General features: G+C 34.1%; 19 protein-coding genes and 1 pseudogene. 11 read left to right on the forward strand and 9 right to left on the reverse strand.

All coding sequences use genetic code 11. The annotated features are described in order from the left end of the window. Positions 1-6: 6 nt before the first annotated feature. From IPK91_01910 to IPK91_01935, 6 genes are all read left to right on the forward strand, one after another. Complete coding sequence (locus IPK91_01910) at positions 7-1,677, forward strand: glutamine--tRNA ligase/YqeY domain fusion protein (GenBank protein ID MBK8296047.1); 1,671 nt, start codon at positions 7-9, stop codon at positions 1,675-1,677. A gap of 8 nt (positions 1,678-1,685) precedes the next feature. Next, positions 1,686-2,240, forward strand: a complete 555-nt coding sequence (gene pyrR, locus IPK91_01915) for a bifunctional pyr operon transcriptional regulator/uracil phosphoribosyltransferase PyrR (GenBank protein MBK8296048.1) — start codon at positions 1,686-1,688, stop codon at positions 2,238-2,240. Positions 2,241-2,250: 10 nt separating this feature from the next. After that, the gene (locus IPK91_01920) at positions 2,251-3,189 is read left to right on the forward strand and encodes an aspartate carbamoyltransferase catalytic subunit (protein ID MBK8296049.1); all 939 of its coding nucleotides are present in this window, start codon (positions 2,251-2,253) and stop codon (positions 3,187-3,189) included. 13 nt (positions 3,190-3,202) lie between these two features. Beyond that, positions 3,203-4,378: a glycosyltransferase gene (locus IPK91_01925; protein MBK8296050.1), complete on the forward strand. Its 1,176-nt coding sequence runs from the start codon at positions 3,203-3,205 to the stop codon at positions 4,376-4,378. A gap of 60 nt (positions 4,379-4,438) precedes the next feature. After that, on the forward strand, positions 4,439-5,860 hold the full coding sequence (locus tag IPK91_01930; GenBank protein ID MBK8296051.1) for a DUF5106 domain-containing protein: 1,422 nt from the start codon (positions 4,439-4,441) through the stop codon (positions 5,858-5,860). A gap of 123 nt (positions 5,861-5,983) precedes the next feature. Beyond that, the gene (locus IPK91_01935; GenBank protein ID MBK8296052.1) at positions 5,984-7,333 is read left to right on the forward strand and encodes a hypothetical protein; all 1,350 of its coding nucleotides are present in this window, start codon (positions 5,984-5,986) and stop codon (positions 7,331-7,333) included. A 121-nt stretch (positions 7,334-7,454) separates the two neighbouring features. On the opposite strand, the gene IPK91_01940 is transcribed toward IPK91_01935, so the two are convergent. Together IPK91_01940 and IPK91_01945 are read right to left on the reverse strand one after the other, a co-directional pair. Next, a complete protein-coding gene (locus IPK91_01940) occupies positions 7,455-8,288 on the reverse strand; it encodes a hypothetical protein (protein ID MBK8296053.1) in 834 nt (277 codons plus the stop codon). Further along, a complete protein-coding gene (locus IPK91_01945) occupies positions 8,273-10,540 on the reverse strand; it encodes a hypothetical protein (GenBank protein MBK8296054.1) in 2,268 nt (755 codons plus the stop codon). Before IPK91_01945 ends, IPK91_01940 begins: the two co-directional genes overlap by 16 nt. Before the next feature lie 93 nt (positions 10,541-10,633). Here IPK91_01945 and IPK91_01950 point away from each other — a divergent pair, with 93 nt between their 5' ends. After that, positions 10,634-12,343 carry an ABC transporter ATP-binding protein gene (locus tag IPK91_01950; GenBank protein ID MBK8296055.1) on the forward strand — a complete coding sequence of 570 codons (1,710 nt, stop codon included), beginning with the start codon at positions 10,634-10,636 and terminating at the stop codon, positions 12,341-12,343. Here the strand turns inward: IPK91_01950 and IPK91_01955 are convergent. Beyond that, complete coding sequence (locus IPK91_01955) at positions 12,327-13,247, reverse strand: methionyl-tRNA formyltransferase (protein ID MBK8296056.1); 921 nt, start codon at positions 13,245-13,247, stop codon at positions 12,327-12,329. The genes IPK91_01950 and IPK91_01955 overlap by 17 nt on opposite strands. 60 nt (positions 13,248-13,307) lie before the next feature. Between IPK91_01955 and IPK91_01960 the strand changes: the two genes are divergently transcribed. Next, entirely contained in the window at positions 13,308-13,673 is a 366-nt protein-coding gene (locus tag IPK91_01960; protein MBK8296057.1) for a hypothetical protein, read from the forward strand. 23 nt (positions 13,674-13,696) lie between these two features. Continuing rightward, positions 13,697-15,172 carry an LptF/LptG family permease gene (locus IPK91_01965; GenBank protein MBK8296058.1) on the forward strand — a complete coding sequence of 492 codons (1,476 nt, stop codon included), beginning with the start codon at positions 13,697-13,699 and terminating at the stop codon, positions 15,170-15,172. A gap of 50 nt (positions 15,173-15,222) precedes the next feature. On the opposite strand, the gene IPK91_01970 is transcribed toward IPK91_01965, so the two are convergent. The 6 genes and pseudogenes from IPK91_01970 to IPK91_01995 form a co-directional block, all read right to left on the reverse strand. Further along, complete coding sequence (locus IPK91_01970) at positions 15,223-15,828, reverse strand: hypothetical protein (GenBank protein ID MBK8296059.1); 606 nt, start codon at positions 15,826-15,828, stop codon at positions 15,223-15,225. Between the two features lie 80 nt (positions 15,829-15,908). After that, positions 15,909-16,094 (reverse strand): exodeoxyribonuclease VII small subunit, encoded by a 186-nt coding sequence (gene xseB, locus IPK91_01975; GenBank protein ID MBK8296060.1) that lies wholly within the window; start codon positions 16,092-16,094, stop codon positions 15,909-15,911. Further along, positions 16,076-17,323 carry an exodeoxyribonuclease VII large subunit gene (gene xseA / locus IPK91_01980; GenBank protein MBK8296061.1) on the reverse strand — a complete coding sequence of 416 codons (1,248 nt, stop codon included), beginning with the start codon at positions 17,321-17,323 and terminating at the stop codon, positions 16,076-16,078. Before xseA ends, xseB begins: the two co-directional genes overlap by 19 nt. After that, positions 17,324-18,404: pseudogene (gene sucC, locus IPK91_01985) on the reverse strand (ADP-forming succinate--CoA ligase subunit beta). After that, complete coding sequence (locus tag IPK91_01990) at positions 18,405-19,868, reverse strand: hypothetical protein (protein ID MBK8296062.1); 1,464 nt, start codon at positions 19,866-19,868, stop codon at positions 18,405-18,407. It lies immediately after the preceding pseudogene. 11 nt (positions 19,869-19,879) lie between these two features. Further along, the gene (locus IPK91_01995; protein MBK8296063.1) at positions 19,880-20,746 is read right to left on the reverse strand and encodes a T9SS type A sorting domain-containing protein; all 867 of its coding nucleotides are present in this window, start codon (positions 20,744-20,746) and stop codon (positions 19,880-19,882) included. 760 nt (positions 20,747-21,506) lie between these two features. Here IPK91_01995 and mdh point away from each other — a divergent pair. After that, positions 21,507-22,448: a malate dehydrogenase gene (gene mdh, locus IPK91_02000; protein MBK8296064.1), complete on the forward strand. Its 942-nt coding sequence runs from the start codon at positions 21,507-21,509 to the stop codon at positions 22,446-22,448. 30 nt (positions 22,449-22,478) lie between these two features. After that, entirely contained in the window at positions 22,479-23,006 is a 528-nt protein-coding gene (locus tag IPK91_02005; GenBank protein MBK8296065.1) for a redoxin domain-containing protein, read from the forward strand. The last annotated feature ends 13 nt before the right edge of the window (positions 23,007-23,019 follow it).

Genomic DNA, 23,019 nt, shown 5'->3' on the forward strand with positions numbered 1-23,019 from the left:
GAAATTATGGATGAAGGCGTAAATAAATCATTGAATTTTATCGAGGAATTAATAGAGGAAGATATCCGAAATGGCAAACATGGAGGAAGAGTTCATACTAGATTTCCTCCGGAGCCAAATGGCTATCTGCATATTGGTCATGCCAAATCCATTTGTCTTAATTTTGGTTTGGCACTGAAATACAAAGGAAAAACTAATTTAAGATTCGACGATACGAATCCTGTTACTGAAGACACGGAATATGTTGATTCTATTAAACAAGACATTCAATGGCTTGGATTTAGTTGGGAAGATCGGGAATTTTATGCCAGTGATTATTTTGAGCAATTGTATCAATTTGCAATTCAATTAATTAAGAAGGGAAAAGCCTATGTAGACGATTTAAGTGCTGATGATATTGCAAAACATAAAAAAGGCTCATCTGAAGTTGGAGTAGATAGTCCATATAGAAATCGTACGATTGAAGATAATCTCGAATTATTTACCCAAATGCGAGATGGTAAATTTCTGGAAGGGGAGAAGGTACTCAGAGCGAAAATTGATATGAGTTCTTCAAATATGCATATGCGGGATCCAATTTTATATCGAATTCTTTACAAGCCACACCACCGAACAGGTTCAGAATGGTGCATATATCCAATGTATGATTTTGCGCATGGCCAGTCAGATTCAATTGAAGGGATCACGCATTCCATTTGTACACTTGAGTTTGAAAATCATAGACCATTGTATAATTGGTTTATTGAAAATTTAGGAATATTTCCTTCTCAGCAAATTGAGTTTGCAAGATTGAATTTGAGTTATACGGTAATGAGTAAACGCAAATTACTTCAATTAGTACGAGAAAATTATGTTGATGGTTGGGATGATCCTAGGATGCCTACACTTAGTGGAATGAGAAGACGGGGCTACACCCCCGAATCGATTCGTCATTTCACAAATTTAGTTGGAATCGCTAGGAGGGATAATGTAATAGATTTGGCATTATTGGAATTTGCTGTTCGAGAAGATTTAAATAAGAGAGCTACCCGTGTTATGGCTATCTTTGAACCATTGCGTGTAGTTCTGACAAATTATGAAGAGCAGATTGAATTTTTAGAAATAGAGAATAATCCTGAAGATCCAAGCTCAGGTAAAAGGCTGGTTCCATTTGGAAAAGTACTATATATTGAGCAAGAGGATTTTATGGAAAATCCTGTTGACAAGTTTTTTCGCCTAACGAAGAACGGTATGGTTCGGTTAAAAGGAGCTTATATTATCAAATGTGAAGATATTTTAAAGGATGCCAATGGAAACATCATTGAATTGCATTGTACGTATTTTCATAATAGTAAAAGTGGTCAGGATCAATCAGGTTTAAAGCCAAAATCAACGATTCATTGGGTAGAGGATACCCATGCGATCGGTGCTGAATTGCGATTGTACGATCGTTTGTTTACAGTGGCGGATCCGGATGATCATGAAGAAGATTTTAAAACATTCATTAATCAAGTTTCTTTAATTAAGCTGACAGATGTTAAGGTAGAGCCATTTTTGAAAACATCCAAGGTGGGCGATTATTTTCAATTTATTCGAAAGGCTTATTTTACAACAGATATCACTTCAAATTCTGAACATTTAGTATTTAATCGTACTGTCAATTTAAAGGATTCCTGGCAGAAATCTCAGGATAAATAGATTTTTATATGAGCAAAAGAGCCAAAGTTATACTTTCTGAAGAAGCAATGAATATTGCTCTTGACAGGCTTTGTTATCAATTGATCGAACAACATGATGGCTTTTCAAACAGCTGTTTAATTGGCATTCAACATAAAGGAGCTTTGTTGGCTGCGCGACTTTATAATAAATTAAAAGCACTCAATCCATTAAATTCATTGGAATTTGGTAAAATTGATATTACATTTTCAAGGGATGATTTTAAAACAAATTTCAAGTTGCAACCATCTTATCCCACTGAAATTAATTTTTTGGTCGAATCAAAACGTGTAATATTAGTGGATGATGTTTTATATACAGGTAGAACCATTCAGGCAGCATTGCAAGAAATTCAAAATTATGGAAGGCCCATTAAGACAGAATTACTTGTATTGATCGACAGACATTTTAACAGGCAAGTTCCTATCCAGGCAGATTATTATGGAATCCGGGTAGATGCATTGGATAATTCATATGTAAAAGTTGATTGGGCTGAAGAAAAAGGCACGGATCGCGTTTTGTTTTATGAAGAAGAACGTGAATAATATTTTATAAATGACTGATCAAAAAATAAGCACAAGGCATCTAATTGGAATCAGAGATCTTTCAGTTTCTGATATCAAATTGTTATTGGAAACTGGCAAGCAGTTTAAAGAAGTTTTACAAAGACCGATTAAAAAGGTGCCTTCCTTAAGGGACATTACGATCGCTAATTTATTTTTTGAGAATTCAACAAGAACCAGAATGTCTTTTGAGTTAGCTGAAAAAAGACTTTCAGCGGATGTTATTAATTTTTCTGCAAGCGGCTCTTCGGTTTCAAAAGGGGAGAGTTTATTGGATACGGTTCAGAATATCCTTGCAATGAAAGTTGATATTATTGTGTTACGACATGCAGCAGTTGGCGCTGCCAAATTTTTATCAGAAAAAGTTCCCGCTACTATAGTAAATGCTGGAGATGGAACACACGAGCACCCAACTCAAGCGTTGCTGGATGCATTTTCAATTCAAGAAGCTTTAGGCACCATTAATAATGTAAAAGTTGCATTAATTGGCGATATTCTTCACAGTAGAGTAGCCTTGTCTAATATTCTTTGCTTAAAAAAATTGGGAGCAAAAGTTAAAGTTTGTGGCCCGCCAACTTTAATTCCAAAATACATAGAAGCATTAGGTGTAGAAGTTGAATTTAATCTTCAGAAGATTTTAAATTGGTGTGATGTTGCAAATGTTTTAAGGATTCAAACAGAACGAATGGAATTACAATATTTTCCTTCTGCAAGAGAATACAGCCAATTTTTTGGGGTGTCAAAGAAGGAGTTGGATTTATTATCAAAAAAAATTGTATTAATGCATCCGGGACCAATTAATCGAGGTGTCGAGTTAAATTCAGATGCTGCAGATTCAGAATATTCAATAATATTAGATCAAGTTGAAAATGGAGTAGCAATCCGAATGGCTGTGCTTTATCATTTGGCCGGACATAGAATATCTAGTTGATACGATTCTTGTAATGGCTTCCTATATCTTGCATTTACCAAAATGGTTTCCAAATGAGGATGATAATCTGGAAGGTGTCTTTGTTCTTCGCCATATTCAATGTTCTTCATATAAACATAGCGCTAAGATCATTTATCTTAGGAGCACATCCAGAGTCATTCCTGGTTCATGTTATTATTCTAATGTTAAGACGCAAGATTCAAATGAAATCCATTTAATCTATTATAAAAAAAGGTACTTAGGAATTAATAGTATAGATAAAATTATTAAATTATTTGTTTACTATTATTTAATGCTTAAATATTGCAGGCAACTATTTCATGAATTTGGAAAACCCTATGCAATCCATGTTCATGTTTTGCTTAGACCCGCTTTAGTAGCACTCTATTATAAGTTTGTTTATTCGATTCCATATGTTATAACAGAGCACAGCACCCAGTTTACAGATACTCACACGAGGTTAAAAAATGATTTTAAGAATCTAATCAGGAGGTATATTGTTAGGAAGGCAGATGCTATAATTGCAGTTTCAGATAATTTAAAAAATGGAATGATGCGGTATGGCTTGATTAATTCAAATTATTTAGTTGTTTACAATAATGTGGATACGTTCATTTATTTTGATAAACCCAAAAAGCCCACTTTAGAATTGAAATGCCTTCATGTTTCAGAGTTTAAAAATGAACATAAAAATATTACAGGAATTCTAGAGGTGATGTTGACGTTTAAACAGCAAGTTTTTCCAATTGTACTTGATTTGGTTGGTTATGGACAAGACAAGCAATTGATTCAGGATTTTATAACTCAAAACAAATTGGAGCCTTATGTCCGTTTATTGGGAAAATTGGATCCAGTTGATTTGGCTCGTTGTTATCAGGCAGCGGATGTTTTTGTTTTATTTAGCAATAAAGAAAATATGCCTTGTGTCATAGCTGAGTCATTATGCTGTGGGACTCCGGTAATCAGTACGGAAGTAGGGGGGATTGCAGAAGTCATTTCTCCTGAAAATGGTATTTTAATCCCTGTTAATGACAAGGTTAAATTAAAAAAGACACTTGAGGAGTTTTACGTAAGCAGGCACAGGTATTCGACTAAGAATATTTCTGTTGATGCTATTTCCAAGTTTAGTGACCGAGCAATTGGAGAAAAGATTATGAATTGCTATGAATCCTTGAGTCATTGTGGTTAAAGTAATGTTATTATAGTTTGAAGTACTTTAACCTGCATTAATTTTGTTTAAAATTCGATTATGATGGTTAATTTTCGTTGCATAATTGCTTGGATCGTTTGGGTCGTTTCAATGACTGGATCCTTTGCTGAAGGTTATAAAATCAGAGTAGATATTTCAGGTTATACAAATGATACACTTTTACTTGGTTATCATTTTGGCGACAAACAGTATATCAGAGACACTGCTTTTCGGACAAAAGAAGGATTTGTATTTAAAGGAGATTCTGTTCTTGAGGCGGGAATGTATTTGATTGTAGTCTTGCCAACCCATGATTTCTTTCAGTTTTTAATTGATGGCGGCAAACAATCGTTTAGTATTCATACTCAATTGAATAACCTTACGGAGCATTTAGAATTTAAATCTTCTAAATTAAATGAAGAATTTGAAAAATATGTTGATTTTATTTCTAGCAGACGAATTCTTGCGGATTCTTTTTCAAAGCAGCTTAAGCTTGAAAAAGATTCTTTTAAAATAAAACAATTTGAAACCAAGTTAAATCAATTTGATTTAGAAGTCAAAGTGTATCAGCAAGATATACTCTCAAAGCAACCAACAAGTTTATTAAGTTTAATTATTCGTTCGAGTTTAGATGTTGAAATACCAGATTTTAGTAAGTTGCCAGCGGAAAAAAGGGATATAGCTATATTTAATTATTACAAATCCCACTATTTTGATCATTTTGATTTTAAAGATGATCGAGGGGTACGGATTCCTTTATATTTCCAAAAAATTGATCGTTATATTGAGAAATTAACTGTTCAACACCCTGATTCAATCAGTGCAGCACTTGACTATATATTAAATAGTTGCGTTGCAAATTCAGAAAATTTGAAATTTTTGTTATCCCATTACTTAAATTCATATGCAAATTCTAAGTATGTGGGCATGGATGGTGTTTATGTTTACTTAGTAGAGAATTTTTATGCAAATGGAAAGGCCAGTTGGATGGATAAAGAAAATCTGGCTAAAATGGTTAATGATGCCAAATCTTTAAAACCATTACTAATAGACCGAATTGCTCCGGATATTAGAGTATTTACGAAAGATTCAAGTCCAATTCGGATGCATGAAATAAAATCGCCATATCTTGTGTTATTATTCTGGGCACCAGATTGCGGACATTGTAAAAAATCAATGCATTACATTGTTGATTTTTATAACAAGTTCAAAACCAAGGGAGTAGAAATTTTAGCAGTTTGTACTAAGACAGGCCAGGATGAGAAAACTTGTTGGGAAAGTGTTGAAAGTATGAATATGGGAAGTTGGATAAATGCTACAGATCCCTTACATTTGTCAAGATTTAAAGTTATTTACGACCTAAAAACCACCCCCCAAATTTACATTCTTGATAAAAACAAGAAAATTTTGACAAAAAAAATAGGGGCTGAACAACTTAGTGATATAATGGATAAGTTGTTGACTATCAAAGAGAACGAATAAAACAAACGATTAGATTGGTACAAATGGTTTAAAATTTATTACTGTCTTTTATATATTATAAATAATTATAATATATTTGTGACTGATAACGTTGTTATCATGTATTTTGTAAAACCATTGAGTATGACCTTTATAAGAACCTCGCTGAAAGGCATGATTTGTTTAATTGCCTTTTTCTTAATGACTTCATGTCAAAAAGAATCCACCCAGATTACTAATAATCCTTTTATTAACAATGCGGATCCGACTTTAGTCCAGGATTGGACGAGTTTGTCAATTGATCTAAGCAATGCTTGTAATGGATTTAATGACTTGATTTCAAGCAGAGCTCATTATTATATGGCTTTGACTATGTATGAAGCTTTATTGCCCGGTTTAAGAAATTATCAAACGTTACAAGTTCGATTGGCAAATTTTCAAACCACATTACCAGTTGCAGATCAATCAAAGAACTATAATTGGATGATTGTTTCGAATCATGCACTTGCTATTGTAGCAACCGAGCTATTTAAGGCCTCCGGTACTCAGAATTTAGAACGAATTACACAGTTAAGAGATAAATATGTTAAAATTGCATCCAATGAGTTAAACGAAGAAATTATTCGCAACTCTAAAGAACTAGGCAATGAAATTGGTTGGAAAATTCGGGATTATTCACTTTTGGATGGTCGTTCGGATGCTCACTTAAATAATTATCCAGTGTTTTCATTGCCTTCCAAGGAAGGTTGTTGGATTCCTACTCCTCCAGATTATTCAGCTAAATTATTGTTGCCCTATTGGGGTGAAACAACTCCTGCTTTAGTGGAGAACGTAGTAGGTATTTTGCCATCTCGCTTATTATTATACAATACGTCTCAATCTTCGATCATGTATTCAGAAGCGGTGGAGGTATATAACATGACCAATAATTTGTCAGCTTCACAAAGAGAGCATTATGAGTATTGGAATCAGGCTAAAGATCATGAAGCTACTGCTTTAAATCATAATTTGTTATTGATGTTACAGTTATGTGAAGATAAAGGCTTGCGCTTAGACCAAACGTTGGAACTTTATGTAAGAATGGCAATAACGATTTATGATGGATATATATTGAGTTGGAAAACAAAGTACACCTATAATTTATTAAGACCTTCTAGTTATATTAAACAAAATATAAACAGATATTTTATACCAGATTATTCATGTAACCCTGTTCCTGATTTTGTTTCTGAGAATGCACTTGTTTACAGTGCTTGTTCAGAGTTATTTGGAAATTACTTTGGCTACAGAACTTCTTTCATGGATTACACACAATCATCAAGGGCAAATTTACGTGAGAGTAAACGTTATTTTGAGTCATTTAATATTATGGCAAAAGAAGCAGCTTATGTTGATTTATTCTCTGCGGCCTATTTTCGAACAAGTATTGACATCGGTTTCCAAATGGGTTTTGATCTTTCTCAAAATGTACTCAGTCTTAAATTACAATATTAAAGAACTATTTTTAATGATTTGAATTATCAGTTAATTTTGTAAATTACTAAAGGATTAAACTACAAGCTGGTAAATAAATTTAAAACCTTAGATAAAAGAAAAGAAGTAACTTAGCAATGAGTTACTTCTTTTCTTTTTTAAATGGATTCCATTCTTTCATTTTATTTTTAATATCATCTACGTCTACTTTATCACCTGGTTTTTTAATACTATCCAAAGGATTTTTCAATATATCTTTAGCTTTATTTAGGATATTGGAATCAATAGATTTTGTAGCTTGTTTGCCTGCCTTTTCCAAGATTTCATCTTTGTATGAATCTGCTTTTTCATTGGCTTTTTTTCGGAGACTGTCCTCATACTTATTAAGTTCAGAAGCTGCCTTGTCCTTTAATTTGTCAATTTCTTGTTCAGCCCGATTTGTTAAACTGTCTTTAATTGCATTTTTCAAGTCATTGCCAATTGTAGATTCATTTTGCTCTTCCCCCTTTTCATTGACCCACTTTAAGTTAAATTGGGGATTTGTTAAGCTTCCTTTCATAGCCACTGCTATGTTTAAGGATTTACTATTTAAACCATTTATTCCATATTTTGAAAGAGTTCCAGACAGTTTGTCCAAACTTTTATCAAGTTTAATTGCTTTTGTTATGCCATCGATTTTATTCTTTGGAATGTTAAATAGAAAATTGTAATCCATTTCTCCACTGATTTTATGATTGCCGCCTATTGTAATGCCAATATCATCAATTTTTTTATTAAAATCCTTTATTGTTACGAATCCGTTTTTAACGGTCAGCCAATTCTTTGTGTTTTTTAAATCAAGATTCTTCAATGATGAAATATTTAATTTGGAAGCCAGTTGATCTAATGGCTTAAATCCTTTTATTGAGCCTTCCAGCGTTTCAACAAATCCTTCTATATTGATACTTTCATAAATTGGATTTAGTGATTTATCCAAACTTCCTGGAAAATGATGTTGCTATTAAAAAATCCTTGAATGTATTGCATTATAGGAGCTATCTTTCTTATGCTTAATATCGAATTAAAAGTATTGGAAAACTGAACTTTCGATAAGTCGTATTTGAAATTAAAAGTAGGGTTATTGGGTTCTTTTGTACTATACAATCCGTTTAAAAACATTTTCCCTCCCATGGCATTAGAATTTAAATTTTGGAATAGTATTTCAGAATTCACTACTTGCATTTGTCCTTGTAAAGCATTCATTTTAAGAGGTCTGTATATAAATTGGTTCGCATTAAATCCAATATCAAAATTAAATTCTGGTGGGATTTGAAAGGCCTCTGTAGATGCAGGTGAAGTTGCTTGGATGCTTGTGTCTATTTTAAGAAATAGATCTGCATCAAAGACATTTGCATTTAGCTGCATTTTTCCATTCAATACCTTGTCTTGAAACATGTATGCAGCCAAATTAGTAAAAGACCCTTTGCCTTGAATTTGGTTATAATTAATTTCAGCTGAAAAATTGTGAAGTATCAATTGATCGCCAATTAATTCACCTGAACCTTTTACCGCAGTAATTTTATATTCAGGATAAACTAATTTTGCAATAGTTGATTCAAAGGATACCTGTACACCTTCCAGATCATTTGCAGTTAAAGCAGCGTCATTGGGTTTATTTTGTTGCGGAGTGGCTTCTGAAATCCACTCTGTTAAATCTACCAGATTGCTTTTGCTGACAATTTTAAGTTTGATGCTTGATTCAGGTGTAAAATATTTCAAAGGCTCCTGCCATATGATATTGGCTTTTAAATCGCTTTTTCCAAATGAACTATTTAGCTCATTTATCACGATAAGTTCAGGAGAAATTTTGATAGCTGCCTGATCGACTTTTATTTCAGGTAAATCTTTTGTTTTGTATTTTATCAAGTCACATAAAACACTTCCCTGTAATTTTACATCGGAATATTGACTGTTTTCAATAGTTTTTTGATTAAAATTAAATTCCAGATCAGGTTTAATTACTCCTGATAATTCAGTACCAGCTGCCATTGGATAAAACGCGCTTAAATCGGCAAGATTGAGTATGCCTTTAAGTGTACCAGCCACTGTGGAATTTTGAAAAATATCTGTAAGCTGTAATGAACCATTTAATAATTGATTATTAAGATTCATTTTAAAAGAATTGATGTTCAGGTAAGCATCTTTACCAGAAATATCTGAATTACCTGATTTGATTTCCAGAGCTACATCTTGAATTTTTAATTGCTTTTGTGGGTACTTAAGTGCTCCTTTTTCAATTGAACATTGTAAATCCCAATTAGGATAAAATTTATTTAAAGCAGAATAAATTCCATTTAATTCAACTTTAAACATAAAAGTTCCACTTGATTCAACCGATTTGTAATCTTTTGTAAATGCATTTGGTAAAATTGAAAACAAATCTTTAAACTCATTTCCTGGTGATTCAATCGCAAGATTCATGATGGTTGAATCTTTTAACAATTGAATATCTCCATTGCAAAGAAGTTTTAAATTATTTAAATTGAAAACAGATTCCTTAATTACGTATTTTGAATTTTGTTCAGAATAATTTAAATTTAATTTAGAGTCTAGTGATAAATTTTCAATTACCGGAATTCCATTTGAATAGTAGCTTATTGATTGAATTTGTGTGTTAGAAATAAGATTCAGAATATCATTCGTTTGAACAATGTTTCCAGAATGATTTAAATTATTGATCTTGCTGGATGTATTGCTAAATTTATCAGTATAATTTAGTTCTCCTTCCTTTATGTAATAATAACTAATTTCAAGAGATGTATTCGAGTTGACTGTTTCTGCATTTGAGTCTGTTTTTAATATCTGGGCATTATTGTGTAAACTGTCAAATTGTATGAAATTAATGATGGGCTTTATTAAGCCGAATGATTTGATTACGGTATTTTGACGATCCCTAAGTAATTTCCAAAGGCTTAGGCTAATTATAATTTCAGTTCCATTGAATAGCAGGGAGGTATCCTGGTTTACGTATGCCAAACATTGAGGTTTTTCAATGGATATGGCTAAATTAGGGAAGTCACGGAACAAGGAAATGCTGGCATCCTTGAATTCAAATTTGCCGTTTATGGAGCTACTTGCTTGCGTTTTAATAGCCTCCATGATTGTGGATTTATAAAATATAGGTATTGTAAATGCTAACACCAAAAGACCTAAAATGACAAAAAGGCCTACTTTTAATAATTTTCTCATAGAATGTGTATGTTTTATGTATCAACCTAATTTATGCAAAATTAGTATCTACAATGTAAACAAATAGTTCGACTTTATTGCTTTATTTGTGAAGTGAATTTATTAGAAGTAAAAAATGTAACTCTGGGATTTAATAGTGCAAGCGGTTATTCCAAAACCCTTGATTCTGTTAACTTTGAAATTCCAGAAAACTCCATATTAGGTATTGTAGGGGAATCTGGTTCCGGCAAGACATTGACAGCACTTTCCATTTTAAAATTACTTGATCCTTCAGCTCAATTTAGTTCCGGTGAGATTTTATTTCAAGAAAATGGACAAATCACCGATTTAGCCAAGTTAAATGAAAGGGATATTCGATCTTTCAGAGGACGTAAAATTGGCATGGTCTTCCAAGAGCCCATGTCGTCTCTCAATCCCTTGTTAAGTTGTGGGTTTCAAGTTTCCGAAGGTCTTAGGGCTCACAAAATGGGAAATGCAGCTGAAATTAGAGATCGGGTGATGCATTGTTTTGATTTGGTCGGTTTGAAAGACTTAGATCGAATCTATAAATCCTATCCATTTCAATTATCAGGAGGACAGCTCCAAAGAGTTTTAATAGCACTTGCTATTAGTTGCAGTCCAAAATTAATCATTGCAGACGAGCCAACCACCGCGCTGGATGTAAGCTTGCAAAAGCATATTATCGAACTGTTAAAACAACTGAACAGTGAATTAAAAATATCCATTTTATTTATTAGTCATGATTTAAATGTAATAAAGAAATTGTGTAATGATGTTTTGGTTATGTATAAGGGCCAAATTATTGAACGGGGTCCCGTTGATTCTGTTTTTAGCGATCCTCAACAAGACTATACAAGAGCCTTAATTAAAGCCCGGCCACCATTAAATAAAAGACTAAATAGATTGTTGACCAAAGAGTCTATTAGAGAATACAAATTACCAGATAATCAAGATTCACTTTTTTTACCAATTTCTAAAGAACAAATTGAAGACGATTTGACAAAACTATTTCACCAAGATAAGTTGATTCAATTGGAGCATGTACATGTTAAGTACCCATTAAAATCTGGCTTTTTAGGATATAATAAACATGAATTTCATGCTGTTAATGATGTGAATTTTACAATTTATGAAGGTGAAGTATTGGGTTTAGTCGGGGAATCCGGAAGTGGAAAATCATCTGTTGGGAAAGCAATTTTAAATTTAGCGCCTGTTTCAGAGGGAATAATTAAATATAGAAGTAGACAAATTAATAATTTAAACAAGCAACAATGGAAATTGCTACGAAAGGATATGCAATTAATCTTTCAGGATCCTTATTCTGCTTTAGACCCAAAACAATCAATAGGCGATGCTATACTTGAGCCAATTTTAGTTCACAATCTTTTCCCAAACAGACGCATTGCAATCGAACGTGTACATGAGCTTTTAGTAAAAGTAGGCCTGCAGGAAGATCAATACAACCGGTATCCGCATCAATTTTCCGGAGGTCAAAGACAACGGATCTGTATTGCAAGGGCATTGGCACTCGAACCTAAATTCCTGGTTTGCGATGAGCCCGTATCGGCTTTAGATGTTTCAGTTCAGGCTCAAATTCTAAATCTATTAAAAGATTTGCGGGATGAATTTAAATTGACGATGTTGTTTATTACACATGATATGGCAGTTGTTAGATTTATTGCCGATCGTATCGCAGTTATGAATTCCGGTAAAATTGTTGAATATGGGAATTGCGAACAGGTTATTAATCACCCAAAACATGAATATACCCAGGAATTAATTGATGCTATTCCAGTTTTCTAATGTCACGGTTTTGTAATCCGTTTATAAATTCTCTGGCTGTGACTTTACGCTTGCCTTCAGCCTGAATTTCAAATATTTCTATATAGCCATCAGAACATGCAATTTTTAAGGAATCCGTATCTATAAGCCATTCTCCAGGAATCAAGGTATGAGTTTGATTTATTTTTGATGCTTTGTGAATTTTATACGTCTTTCCCTTGTCCACAAACCATGCACAAGGATAGGGTATAAGTGCACGAATTAAATTGTAAACAACCACGGTTGATTTTGTCCAGTCAATTCTGCAATCATCTTTGAATATTTTTGGAGCAGCGCTGACTAGTTCATCATTCTGAGTTTTATAATTAGCTGTATTAGATTCTATTTCTTGTAAACTTTTAATCAAAAGAGGTGCACCTGCTTGAGCCAATCTATCATGCAATTCGCCTCCTGTCTCATCTGAACCGATTGCTACTTCCAAGGAATTGACGAGATCCCCGGTATCAATTTCATGCGCTAACCTAAAAACGGTTAAACCCGTTTTTGTTTCTCCAGCCATGATCGCGCGTTGAATTGGTGCTGCACCTCTGTATTTCGGTAGTAGGGAAGCATGTAAATTCAAAGATCCAAATTTTGGTAAGTTAATGAGTGCAATTGGCAACATCCGAAACGCAACAATCACATTAATATCAGGATCAAGAGCTTTGACCCGATTTAGAAATTTTTCAGATTTGAGGTTTTTTGGTTGTAAAAGAGGTATTTTATGATCTTGGCAATAGGTTTTAACTGCGGAAACCTGCAACTGATGGCCTCTGCCAGCAGGTTTATCAGGGGAAGTAATGACGGCAACTAGAGTGTGTTCGCGATGTATCGCATCTAATGATGGAATTGCAAACTCCGGAGTTCCCATAAATAGTACGCGCATGTTGATCCTTTTCACTGCAAAATAAACCCGAAATCCCCATATTGAAATAGATTTGCATTCATGAATCGACTCCTTTGTTTTGGATTTGGAACTGTGTTGCTATTGCAATTCAATTTTAGTCGATTTTGGCATACTTATAACAAGACACTATTAGATTTTAACCCCAAATTGACGAATGCTTCGTTTTGTAAAGATTCAAATCGTTGTTTTATCATAGCGGGTAGTTTTCTGATACCACAAAATGCTGATAATCAGCTTAAAATGATAAAAAATAAAGGATTTAATAAAGCATTCAAGTATAATTTTCCTCAATCAGAATATTATTCTGTGGTAGTTGATACGTTTAATGCCGGTGATACAAGCCAAATTGTACTGACTGACGAACTTTTACGTTTAAAGCAGCCTTACTTTATTAAGTGTTTATAGCAATTTATGCTTCTTGATTTACTATGATAGCCATTAAGAAAATAGATCTTATGTTGATAAAAGGCTTTATACCGCCTTTTTTCATATCGTTCTTTATGGCCTTATTCGTTTTGGTCATGCAAGTTTTTTGGCTTTATATTGATGATATCCTGGGTAAAGGAGCTGGTATTTTAGTTATTTTGGAATTTCTATTTTATTTAAGTTTTTCATTAACCCCATTGGCTTTACCTATTGGTGTCTTGATGGCAGGTGTTTTTTTATTTGGAAATTTAGGTGAGCAATATGAACTCTCCAGTATGAAGTCAGCTGGAATTTCATTGTTTCGCATTATGCTGCCTGTAATGCTCATGGCATTATTTGTAGCACTCTTTTCATGGATTTGTTCTGATTATATTATCCCAAGATCGAATCTTAAATACCTAAGCCGTTTGCATGATCTTAAGCGCCAAAAACCAACCTTGGGATTGGATGAGGCTGTGTTTAATGAAGACTTTTATGGTTATACCATTCGAATCGGGCACAAAAGTTCAAATGGAAATGATATTTCCGATATTTTGATTTACGATCACAGTAAATTTGAAAATTCCGGGGAAAAAACAACAATTTCTGCTGCAACTGGCAAGATGTATGTAACGGATGAGGATAAATTTATGGTAATGGCTTTGCAGAATGGGACTGTTTACCAAGATCCTGGCAGACGCAATTCTTCTGGATCGGAACTTCCCTACATTCGAACTTCATTTAATGAATTGGTCAAGGTTTTTGATTTGAGTGAATTCCAATTGGATCGAACAGATGAAGATTTGTTTAAGAACGATAAACGAATGAAGAATAGTCAGCAATTAAGGCAAGAAATTGACAGTATTGGTCGCACACTCAATCGAAAAAGTCATGATTTACTTACCACCTTGTCATTGGATCGAATCTTAAATAACAAAGGGGATACCATTACTAAAACTAGTCCGTTCACACATTTTTACTCCAAGCAAAATCTTGCCTTACTTGACAGTTTGATCTGGGATTATGAAACCAAAGGAACAGATCTTTTTAAACCTTTGTCAACAAAAATTATTCAAAATGTTGAAATCAATCTTGAAAGGAGAAATACTTTTGTTAAGGAGACTCGTCAAATTAAAGTACAAAAAGCAAAATTTGAATATGAACTTTTTATTAAGTACTCACTGGCAGTAGTGTGCCTTTTATTCATATTTGTTGGAGCACCTTTAGGTGCCATTGTTAGAAAAGGGGGCTATGGCTATCCGTTTATAATTTGTATACTGGTTTTTGCCGCTTACATTCTGCTTAATACATTTTGTAAGCGATTGACCGAAGGTTTAAAAATCCCAACAGTATGGGCCGCATGGTTGCCTTGTATTATTCTCACAATTCCAGGAATTTTTATTACCTGGTCTGCAATGCGTGATCGCAATGCATGGGAAGATATTAAACTTTTAAGTCGTCGCTTAACCAAGCTTATCTGGAGCTCCAAAACAAAATAAAAAAGGCCATCGGATCAACCAATGGCCTTGTAAAAGACAGGTAATTTGTTTTATTTATCTATCGGATCAATTACAAATCCTTGAAATGCGAGGGTTTTTAAATCAGAGATTCTGGTAACATATAAGGTATACCTCATATTATAAGAACATTCGACTCTCTGACCATCAATTAATGGTTGGTCATCTAAATTCCATCTAAATACATAGCCGGATTTTTTGCCCTTCAAATCTTCATCCAATACGATCGGGATCAATGTAATTCCACCAGCGAAACAACCATACTTTTGAATTTTAATATTAAAGTTCAAACGTTTGTCTACAGTTCTTGGGGCATCTGCTTCAAGCAAGTTTTCTTCAAAACAAGCGCTGGATTTTGGGTTTACAAATAGGGAATATCCAATTTTAATCCCTTTGGAGCAGCAATACACTTCTCCAGTAACAGCGCTACAAATTCTGTCAGCTTCCTTTTGAAGTTCGCTTAATTTAGCTGCTATTACCTCCTTGCATTCAATTTTGGAATTACAAGGAACAACTGCTTGTTTCAAATTTTCAGGGATCGCTGCGGTTACTACTCTTACAGTATCCGGAATTTGAAGTGCCTCTTTTTGACAAGAAACTGCCAATAGCAATAAGCCAATAAATGAAATCGTTTTCATGTTAATTAATTTTAGGGTGAATAATAAATTATATGAAAGGATTGCACATTTCAGAAAAGGTTATCAGTGCAATAAAAAAATTATTCTTTAGGCTCGATTTCCTGCTCTATAGACCTTAGCAATTCTTGACAGTATTGCAGAAGTCCTCTTGCCCTGCGTATTTCCTCAGGTAAGTTTTCAAGAGGAATTTTATCTTCCTTAAGTTGGGTATAGAGAGCCTGTAATTGCTCCATGGCATCGTTATAATTTAACTTTTTTGTGGCCATATATCTGTGATTCTACTTTTAAAAGTACCATTAATTAATTTAGTTTCAACCAAATCTTCGGCGTATAAGTTTTCTATAGTTTGGACTAACTTTCCATTTTTATAAACTAAACTATATCCTTTGCTTAATATTTTATCAGGATCATTTGAATCCAAACATCCCTGAATTTCAACAAGCAGCATGTGATATTTATTGAGTAGTTTGTTTTTACTCAATTCAATGTTGTGACGAAGTTCATTCCCCCTGCTTTGATGGTCAAATAAAATTCTGCGAGTCATGCTAATTAAATTGGCCTCAATGGATACTAATGATGCTTTATAACTATTCTTTTTTGCAAGAGCAAAATTGCAAATTTCCTGGTACGTTGAAATAAGACCCATTTCAAACTGTTGATTGATGTGAATAATTTCATCAGCAACGGCTGTTGGAGTTTTTAAGGCAGAATAAGCTGAAAGATCTGCTAATGATTCATCAATAAAATGACCAATACCCGTAAAAACAGGGTAGGGACAATCAGAAATAGCTTTTGAGATAAAATAATCATCAAATTCCAATAAGTCGTGCTTTGAGCCACCTCCACGAATTATTACTACGAGATCCGTTTTAAATTTATTATCCTTCTTGATTAACTCAAATGCATTGCAAATTTGATTGACTGTATGGGCCCCCTGCATGGCTGCTTCGTATTTCTTTATTTTAAAAGTAAAGCCAAAGTGATTTTGAATTAAATGATTTAAAAAGTCTTTACATCCCGCACTGTCTGAGCTTGTAATAATAGAAATATATTTAATTGCACAAGGCAATAAGCTGTTTTTGTTTTTTTGCCAAAGAAGTTCTGATTTTAACCGTTCGATTATTTTAATTTTGCCTTGTATTATTTTGCCTAATGTGTAAGTTCCATCCAGATCCTGAACAACCAGTTTTAATCCATAACGTGCGTTATAATCGATGGTAACATTTAATAATACCTGATTGCCTTCAACTAAGATTTGAAATAAATCAAACGAATTTTTATTTTGAATGGAGGCAACTGCAGTTTTCCAAATTACCGCAGAAGATTGGGCGATGATTAGATTGTTGTCATCTTTTTCAATGAGTTCAAGATAAATATGCCCTGATTTTTGCTTAACATTTAGTAATTCACAATTAATCCAAACTGGATCCTGAAAATTTACAGCAATGACTCGCCGTATATAAAGATTAAGTTTACTTAAACTAAATTGCTCCAATTATATTTTTAATACATTTTTTATTAAATCAGCTGCTTCTTGCAATAGAATGGCTGAATGAACTTCTAATCCTGAATCGTCAATAATTTTTTTTGCGATTTCAGCATTGGTTCCCTGAAGTCGAACTATAATAGGAATGTTTATGTCTTTCATGTTTTTATAAGCATCAACAATACCTTGCGCAACCCGATCGCAACGAACGATTCCTCCAAATATATTTACCAGAATGGCTTTAACCGCTGGATCTTTTAATATAATCCTGAAAGCTTGTTCGACTCGGCTTGCATCTGCAGTACCACCAACATCAAGAAAATTTGCAGGATTGCCTCCAGACAATTTAATGATATCCATCGTAGCCATGGCTAAGCCGGCTCCATTGACCATGCAACCCACATTCCCATCTAATTTAACATAATTCAGATTAAAGGCTTTTGCTTCAATTTCTGTAGGATCTTCTTCAGATTCATCTCTCATGGCTTCTATATCGGTATGCCGATACAGTGCGTTGTCATCCATGACCAATTTGCAATCTACGGCAACAATTTCATCATGTCCGTTTTTGAGTGTAGGGTTTATTTCAATTAAACTGCAATCTAAATTCACAAAGGCTTGGTAAAGTGATTTTGTAAAACCTAACATCTCTTTAAATGCTTTGCCACTTAAGCCAAGATTAAAAGCTATTTTTCGACATTGAAATTCTTGTAAACCCAAACAAGCATCAACAAACTCTTTAAATACAAGTTCTGGAGTTTCCTCTGCAACTTTTTCAATATCCATACCTCCCATTGGAGAATAAATAATTACATTTTGTTGCGAATTACGATCTGTAAGAACGGAAAAATAATATTCTTTACATTGATCAAATTTAGGACTTTGATTTAGCTAATTTAACTCCTCCGCCTTTGCCACGTCCCCCTGCATGGATTTGCGCTTTAACTACAGCAAAATTTGCATTGCTTTCTAAAACAATTTTGTTATAATTTTCTAAAGCTTCTTCAGGGCTTGATGCGACATATCCTTTTTGTGTTCGAATACTAAAGCGATTCAATAATTCTTTTCCCTGATATTCGTGTAAATTCATTTATTTGGTTTTAATAACAAGTTTTGAAGGCTTAATTGCTGAAACATTTTTAGTTGAAAGGATGTAGATGCCATCTGGTATATCCTTTATAGAAAACAATAGATGATCGTTAAATTCCCTTTTGTCATTCAATTCAATTTGATGACCAAAAATTGAGCTGAGCCTAAATGATTCAGACATAAATTGCTTGCCATCTTTTAGTATAAAGCTTTGTGTGCCTGATACCGGATTGGGTATTAGGATTGATTTGTTATTGTTGTACAACTTATTTTCAGTCGAAACCAGTTGATCCGTTCTGAATAATCCAACTTCTGAACTGGTTCCACAAAAATCAAAATCAGAAAAAGCTCTGATTTTCCACCAATAGTTTTTATTGGATATTAATGAATCCAACTCAACATATGGGGTAGTAACCATGAGATTTTTCACAATCACCGTAAAATTTTCAGTTCTTGATATTTGAATGCTGTAATATGTAGCATTTGGAACAGCTTGCCATGATAAGAGTATTTTAGAAGATGGAATCACAACACTGTCAATTGGAAAATTCAAGGCAATTGGATTTTGATCCAGTGTTTTTGGATTGACATTCGCACGTTTGAGATTTGCTCTTGGACCATTGTAATAATTCAACATGGCTTTCATTTGATCTCCTGAAAAACGTTTCATGCAGTCATCATTGGAATAAGACATAAACAAGGTTCCATCAACACGAAATGTAGAATCTTTCGTGTCCCGTAAAATTGAACCACTAAATCCATCACCCGAACAAGTCCATCGGTTGCTAATATAATCAGGATCGGTATCACAAAAGTTATCTGCTTGAAACTTGCAATTTTTACGTTCTACGTTCTCAATGGAGGTAAATACCTGACTTTGATAATCTTCTGTAAGCTTTCCATTTGAGTATCTAATTCCTTCCCAGCCGTAAAATGTATGGGGTAATGAAAAGTAATGTCCAAGTTCATGTGCCCAGGTATGGCTGTTTTTACCGACACAGTTTTTACTTAATGCAACCGCATCTCCTTTGTATGTATAATAACCACAATTTCCTGCTGGATTTGCGACTAAATAACAGTTCACAACATTTGGATAATTATTTTTCAACATCATCTCTTCGCCTTTTTCATATTCGGCATGGTCATTCCAGGAAGTATTGCGAATGTAGTTGATATCATTTTCAAGGTAAAATTGAATTCCGCTGGGTAGAAAATCCTGATTTAATGTGCACAGTGCATCGAATATGATTAAATTAGAAAAAAATCCAACAGCATTATCATTGGCTACGTTGTGAATCTGCAAGGGTATATAAATAAGTCCATGGTCTGTTTTTTCAAAATGTGGCAAATTTTCACGAAGCGTCATTAATTGCGCCTGATCTTTTATCCCGGTTCCACAAAAAGAAGATTGTGCATTTGTACTCACATTTAATAAGCAAAATGCAAGAAGTATATAAAACCTCATGTATGTAACGATTAGAATGTTAGGAATTTTCCTGAATTAAATTTTCCAGAATGATCAGAAATTCTATAAAAATAAATGCCAGCTTGTAAATTATCTAATTCAAAATAATTTGAACCGGATTGAACTTTATAGTTTTTAGTAATAATACCTTGTCCATCGGTTGCAAATAACTGCATTTGAAGTGATTGTTCAGTTTCTGAATGAATGATTAATGAAATTTTACTTTCTCCATATTGTCTGAAATAAACAGTTAATCCAGAAAGTTCAATATTTTCATTTGCTACAGTCCAGGATGGAGTTCTGAAATTAGTAATTTTAGAAACAACACAAAAACTGTTTGTATTATAGGGTGTTACACGCCAATAGTGATTTGCATTCTTTTTGAGATTATACAAAACCGTATCAGAATGAGACAATAAAAATAATTTATTATTGATATTAAATCCAATGTTTTCAGCAACTTCAAATATATATTTATCTGCATTGGGAACATCATCCCAATCAAATCGAACGGTATCATAACCCAAAGGCGGAATGCTTCCGGTTGGTGTTAAATAATTGACGGCATCTGTAATGTCAGGCTTTGGCGTATATACTGGGTTTCTTAGGTAGTTTCTACCGGAAGATAAATAATCTTTTAAAATGGCATCCTTTTGTTCCTGTGAAAACTCTTTTATACAATCTAAAAAATAACTCATTAAATTAGTTTCATTCGGATCTAATTTAGCATTGTCAGGGTCTTTGGCACATCCCGAATAAACGCAACCCGGTCCTTGAAATCCAAAACCGAGATTGTAATCTGCAGGAGTATCACAAAATCCATCAGCTGATTGATTGCAGTGTAATTTTCCATTGGTACCCTGTTTTGTTCGATCCACATATTCTGTTTTAACTTCATTTCCTCGATAGAAAATTGAAACAGGGGGAGGCGTTGTGCAATTGTTTGATACGGTAAGGTATACCGTTTCTTCCCAACCAATGAATGTGTGAGGCAATGAAAGGAAATGGCCAATTTCATGGGCAAGTGTGGTGCCATTAGGGCCAACATGTAATTTTCCACTGACGATATAGTCTCCATCTCCTGTATAAAAGGCCAAAACACCCGTTTCACTGGCATTTGCAACATTTCCAACAAAATATTAATGGCATTTTTATTGGCTTGCATGAATTGATTTATATAAGCCCTTCCAAGAGTACTGCTAGGATCATCATAAATAAATGTATTATTAATCGAATTGGCTGCTTTAAGGTAAAAGACAATATTTAATGATTCATAAATTCTATTGAGTGCGCACAGGTTTTCAACAACATTTTTAATTGTAATTCGCCCGCTACCATCTGCTTTGGCAACCATCCAATAGGTTACTGGGATATAAAATGGTGCACCGCCCCTTTGAATAATTTGATTTTTAAATGTTTCCCGATTTGAAAACATCCGTTCCCGGATTGTTAAATTTTCATGTAATCCAGTTCCACATTTTCCCAATTCCTGGGCGAAATCACTGATTGGAATCAAAAGTCCTATCAAAAAGACAAATAAAACTCTATTCATTATAAAAATTTAAAATATGTGCATTTAAGGGCACAAAATTAATACTTAGTTAATAGTTTTGCCCTATTATTTAATAACGAATCAAAATGAATAAAGTTACCGTTATCGGAGCCGGAAATGTCGGTGCGACTGTGGCCAATGTTTTGGCGCATAAGGATTTTATCCGTGAAATTGTCTTGGTGGACATAAAAGCTGAAATGGCGATTGGAAAAGCCCTGGATACTTGGCAGCAGGCCCCTGTTGATTATTATTCAAGTAGATTAATCGGAACTCAGGATTATCAATTAACAGCAGATTCTGAAATTGTAGTTATAACCGCTGGTTTGCCGCGTAAACCGGGGATGAGTCGGGATGATTTGATTAGTACAAATGCCGCAATCGTTAATTCTGTAACGACATCTGTATTAAAGTATTCAAAAAATCCGATAATCATTGTAGTGTCTAATCCTTTGGATGTCATGACCTATGCAGCATATAAAGTAGCCGGTTTGCCTGAAAACAAAGTCATTGGGATGGCTGGAATTTTAGATACTGCCCGCTATCGGGCCTTTTTGGCTGAGGCTTTGGATGTCAGTCCAAAAGACATCCAGGCAATATTAATGGGTGGTCATGGAGATTCTATGGTGCCTTTGCCCAGATTAACTACGGTTTCTGGCATTCCTGTAACAGAATTATTGGCTATGGATAAACTTCAGGCTATTGTTGATCGGACGAAGCAGGGCGGAGGAGAATTGGTAAAATTAATGGGCACTTCTGCCTGGTATGCGCCAGGTGCCGCTGCAGCTCAAATGGTTGAAGCAATCGCTAAAGATGAAAAGCGCATTTTCCCATGCTGTGTTAAGCTAATTGGCCAATATGGGTTGAAAGATGTTTTTGTTGGGGTTCCTGTAAAGTTAGGCAAAAATGGGGTAGAGCAAATAATCGAACTAAAATTAAGCCCAGAAGAAACTGCTTTATTGCATCAATCTGCATCGGAAGTAAAGTCTACTATGGATGTTTATGATAATTTACCACCAGTGAGCTCTTAAACTTTTAACACAAAGCCTTGTTTTGACAACATGGCTTCCATCAATGAGGCAATTCGCAAAATGTATACAACGGATCGAGAGACCGTTTATCAAAAATCACTTAAACAAGATGTAATTCTTGTGTTTTTACGGCATTTTGGATGTACATTTTGCCGGGAAGCCCTTGAGGAATTGCATGATTTATTCAATGGACATAAATTTGATAAAAATTGTTTAATTCTGGTACACATGTCAACAGAAGACATTGCTTGCAAATATTTTGAACGATATGGCTTGAGTTCTGTGCCTCGTGTTTCAGATCCTGATTGCCTTTTCTATAAAGAATTTGGTCTGTTAAAAGGAACTTTTAATCAATTATTCGGCTTTCGTTCATGGCTAAGAGGAATCGAAGCCGGTTTAATTAAAGGCCATGGATTTGGCACCCAATTGGGCGATGGATTTCAAATGCCGGGTGTTTTTATAATTCAGAAGGGTCAAATTACGAATGAATTCCGACACAAGTTTCCTTCAGACAAACCAGATTATTTAAAACTAATGGCCTGTCCACAAGCACAATAAAACGACCTCCCTC

The organism is Saprospiraceae bacterium, from assembly GCA_016712145.1.
In the GTDB taxonomy this organism is placed as follows: Bacteria; Bacteroidota; Bacteroidia; order Chitinophagales; family Saprospiraceae; genus Vicinibacter.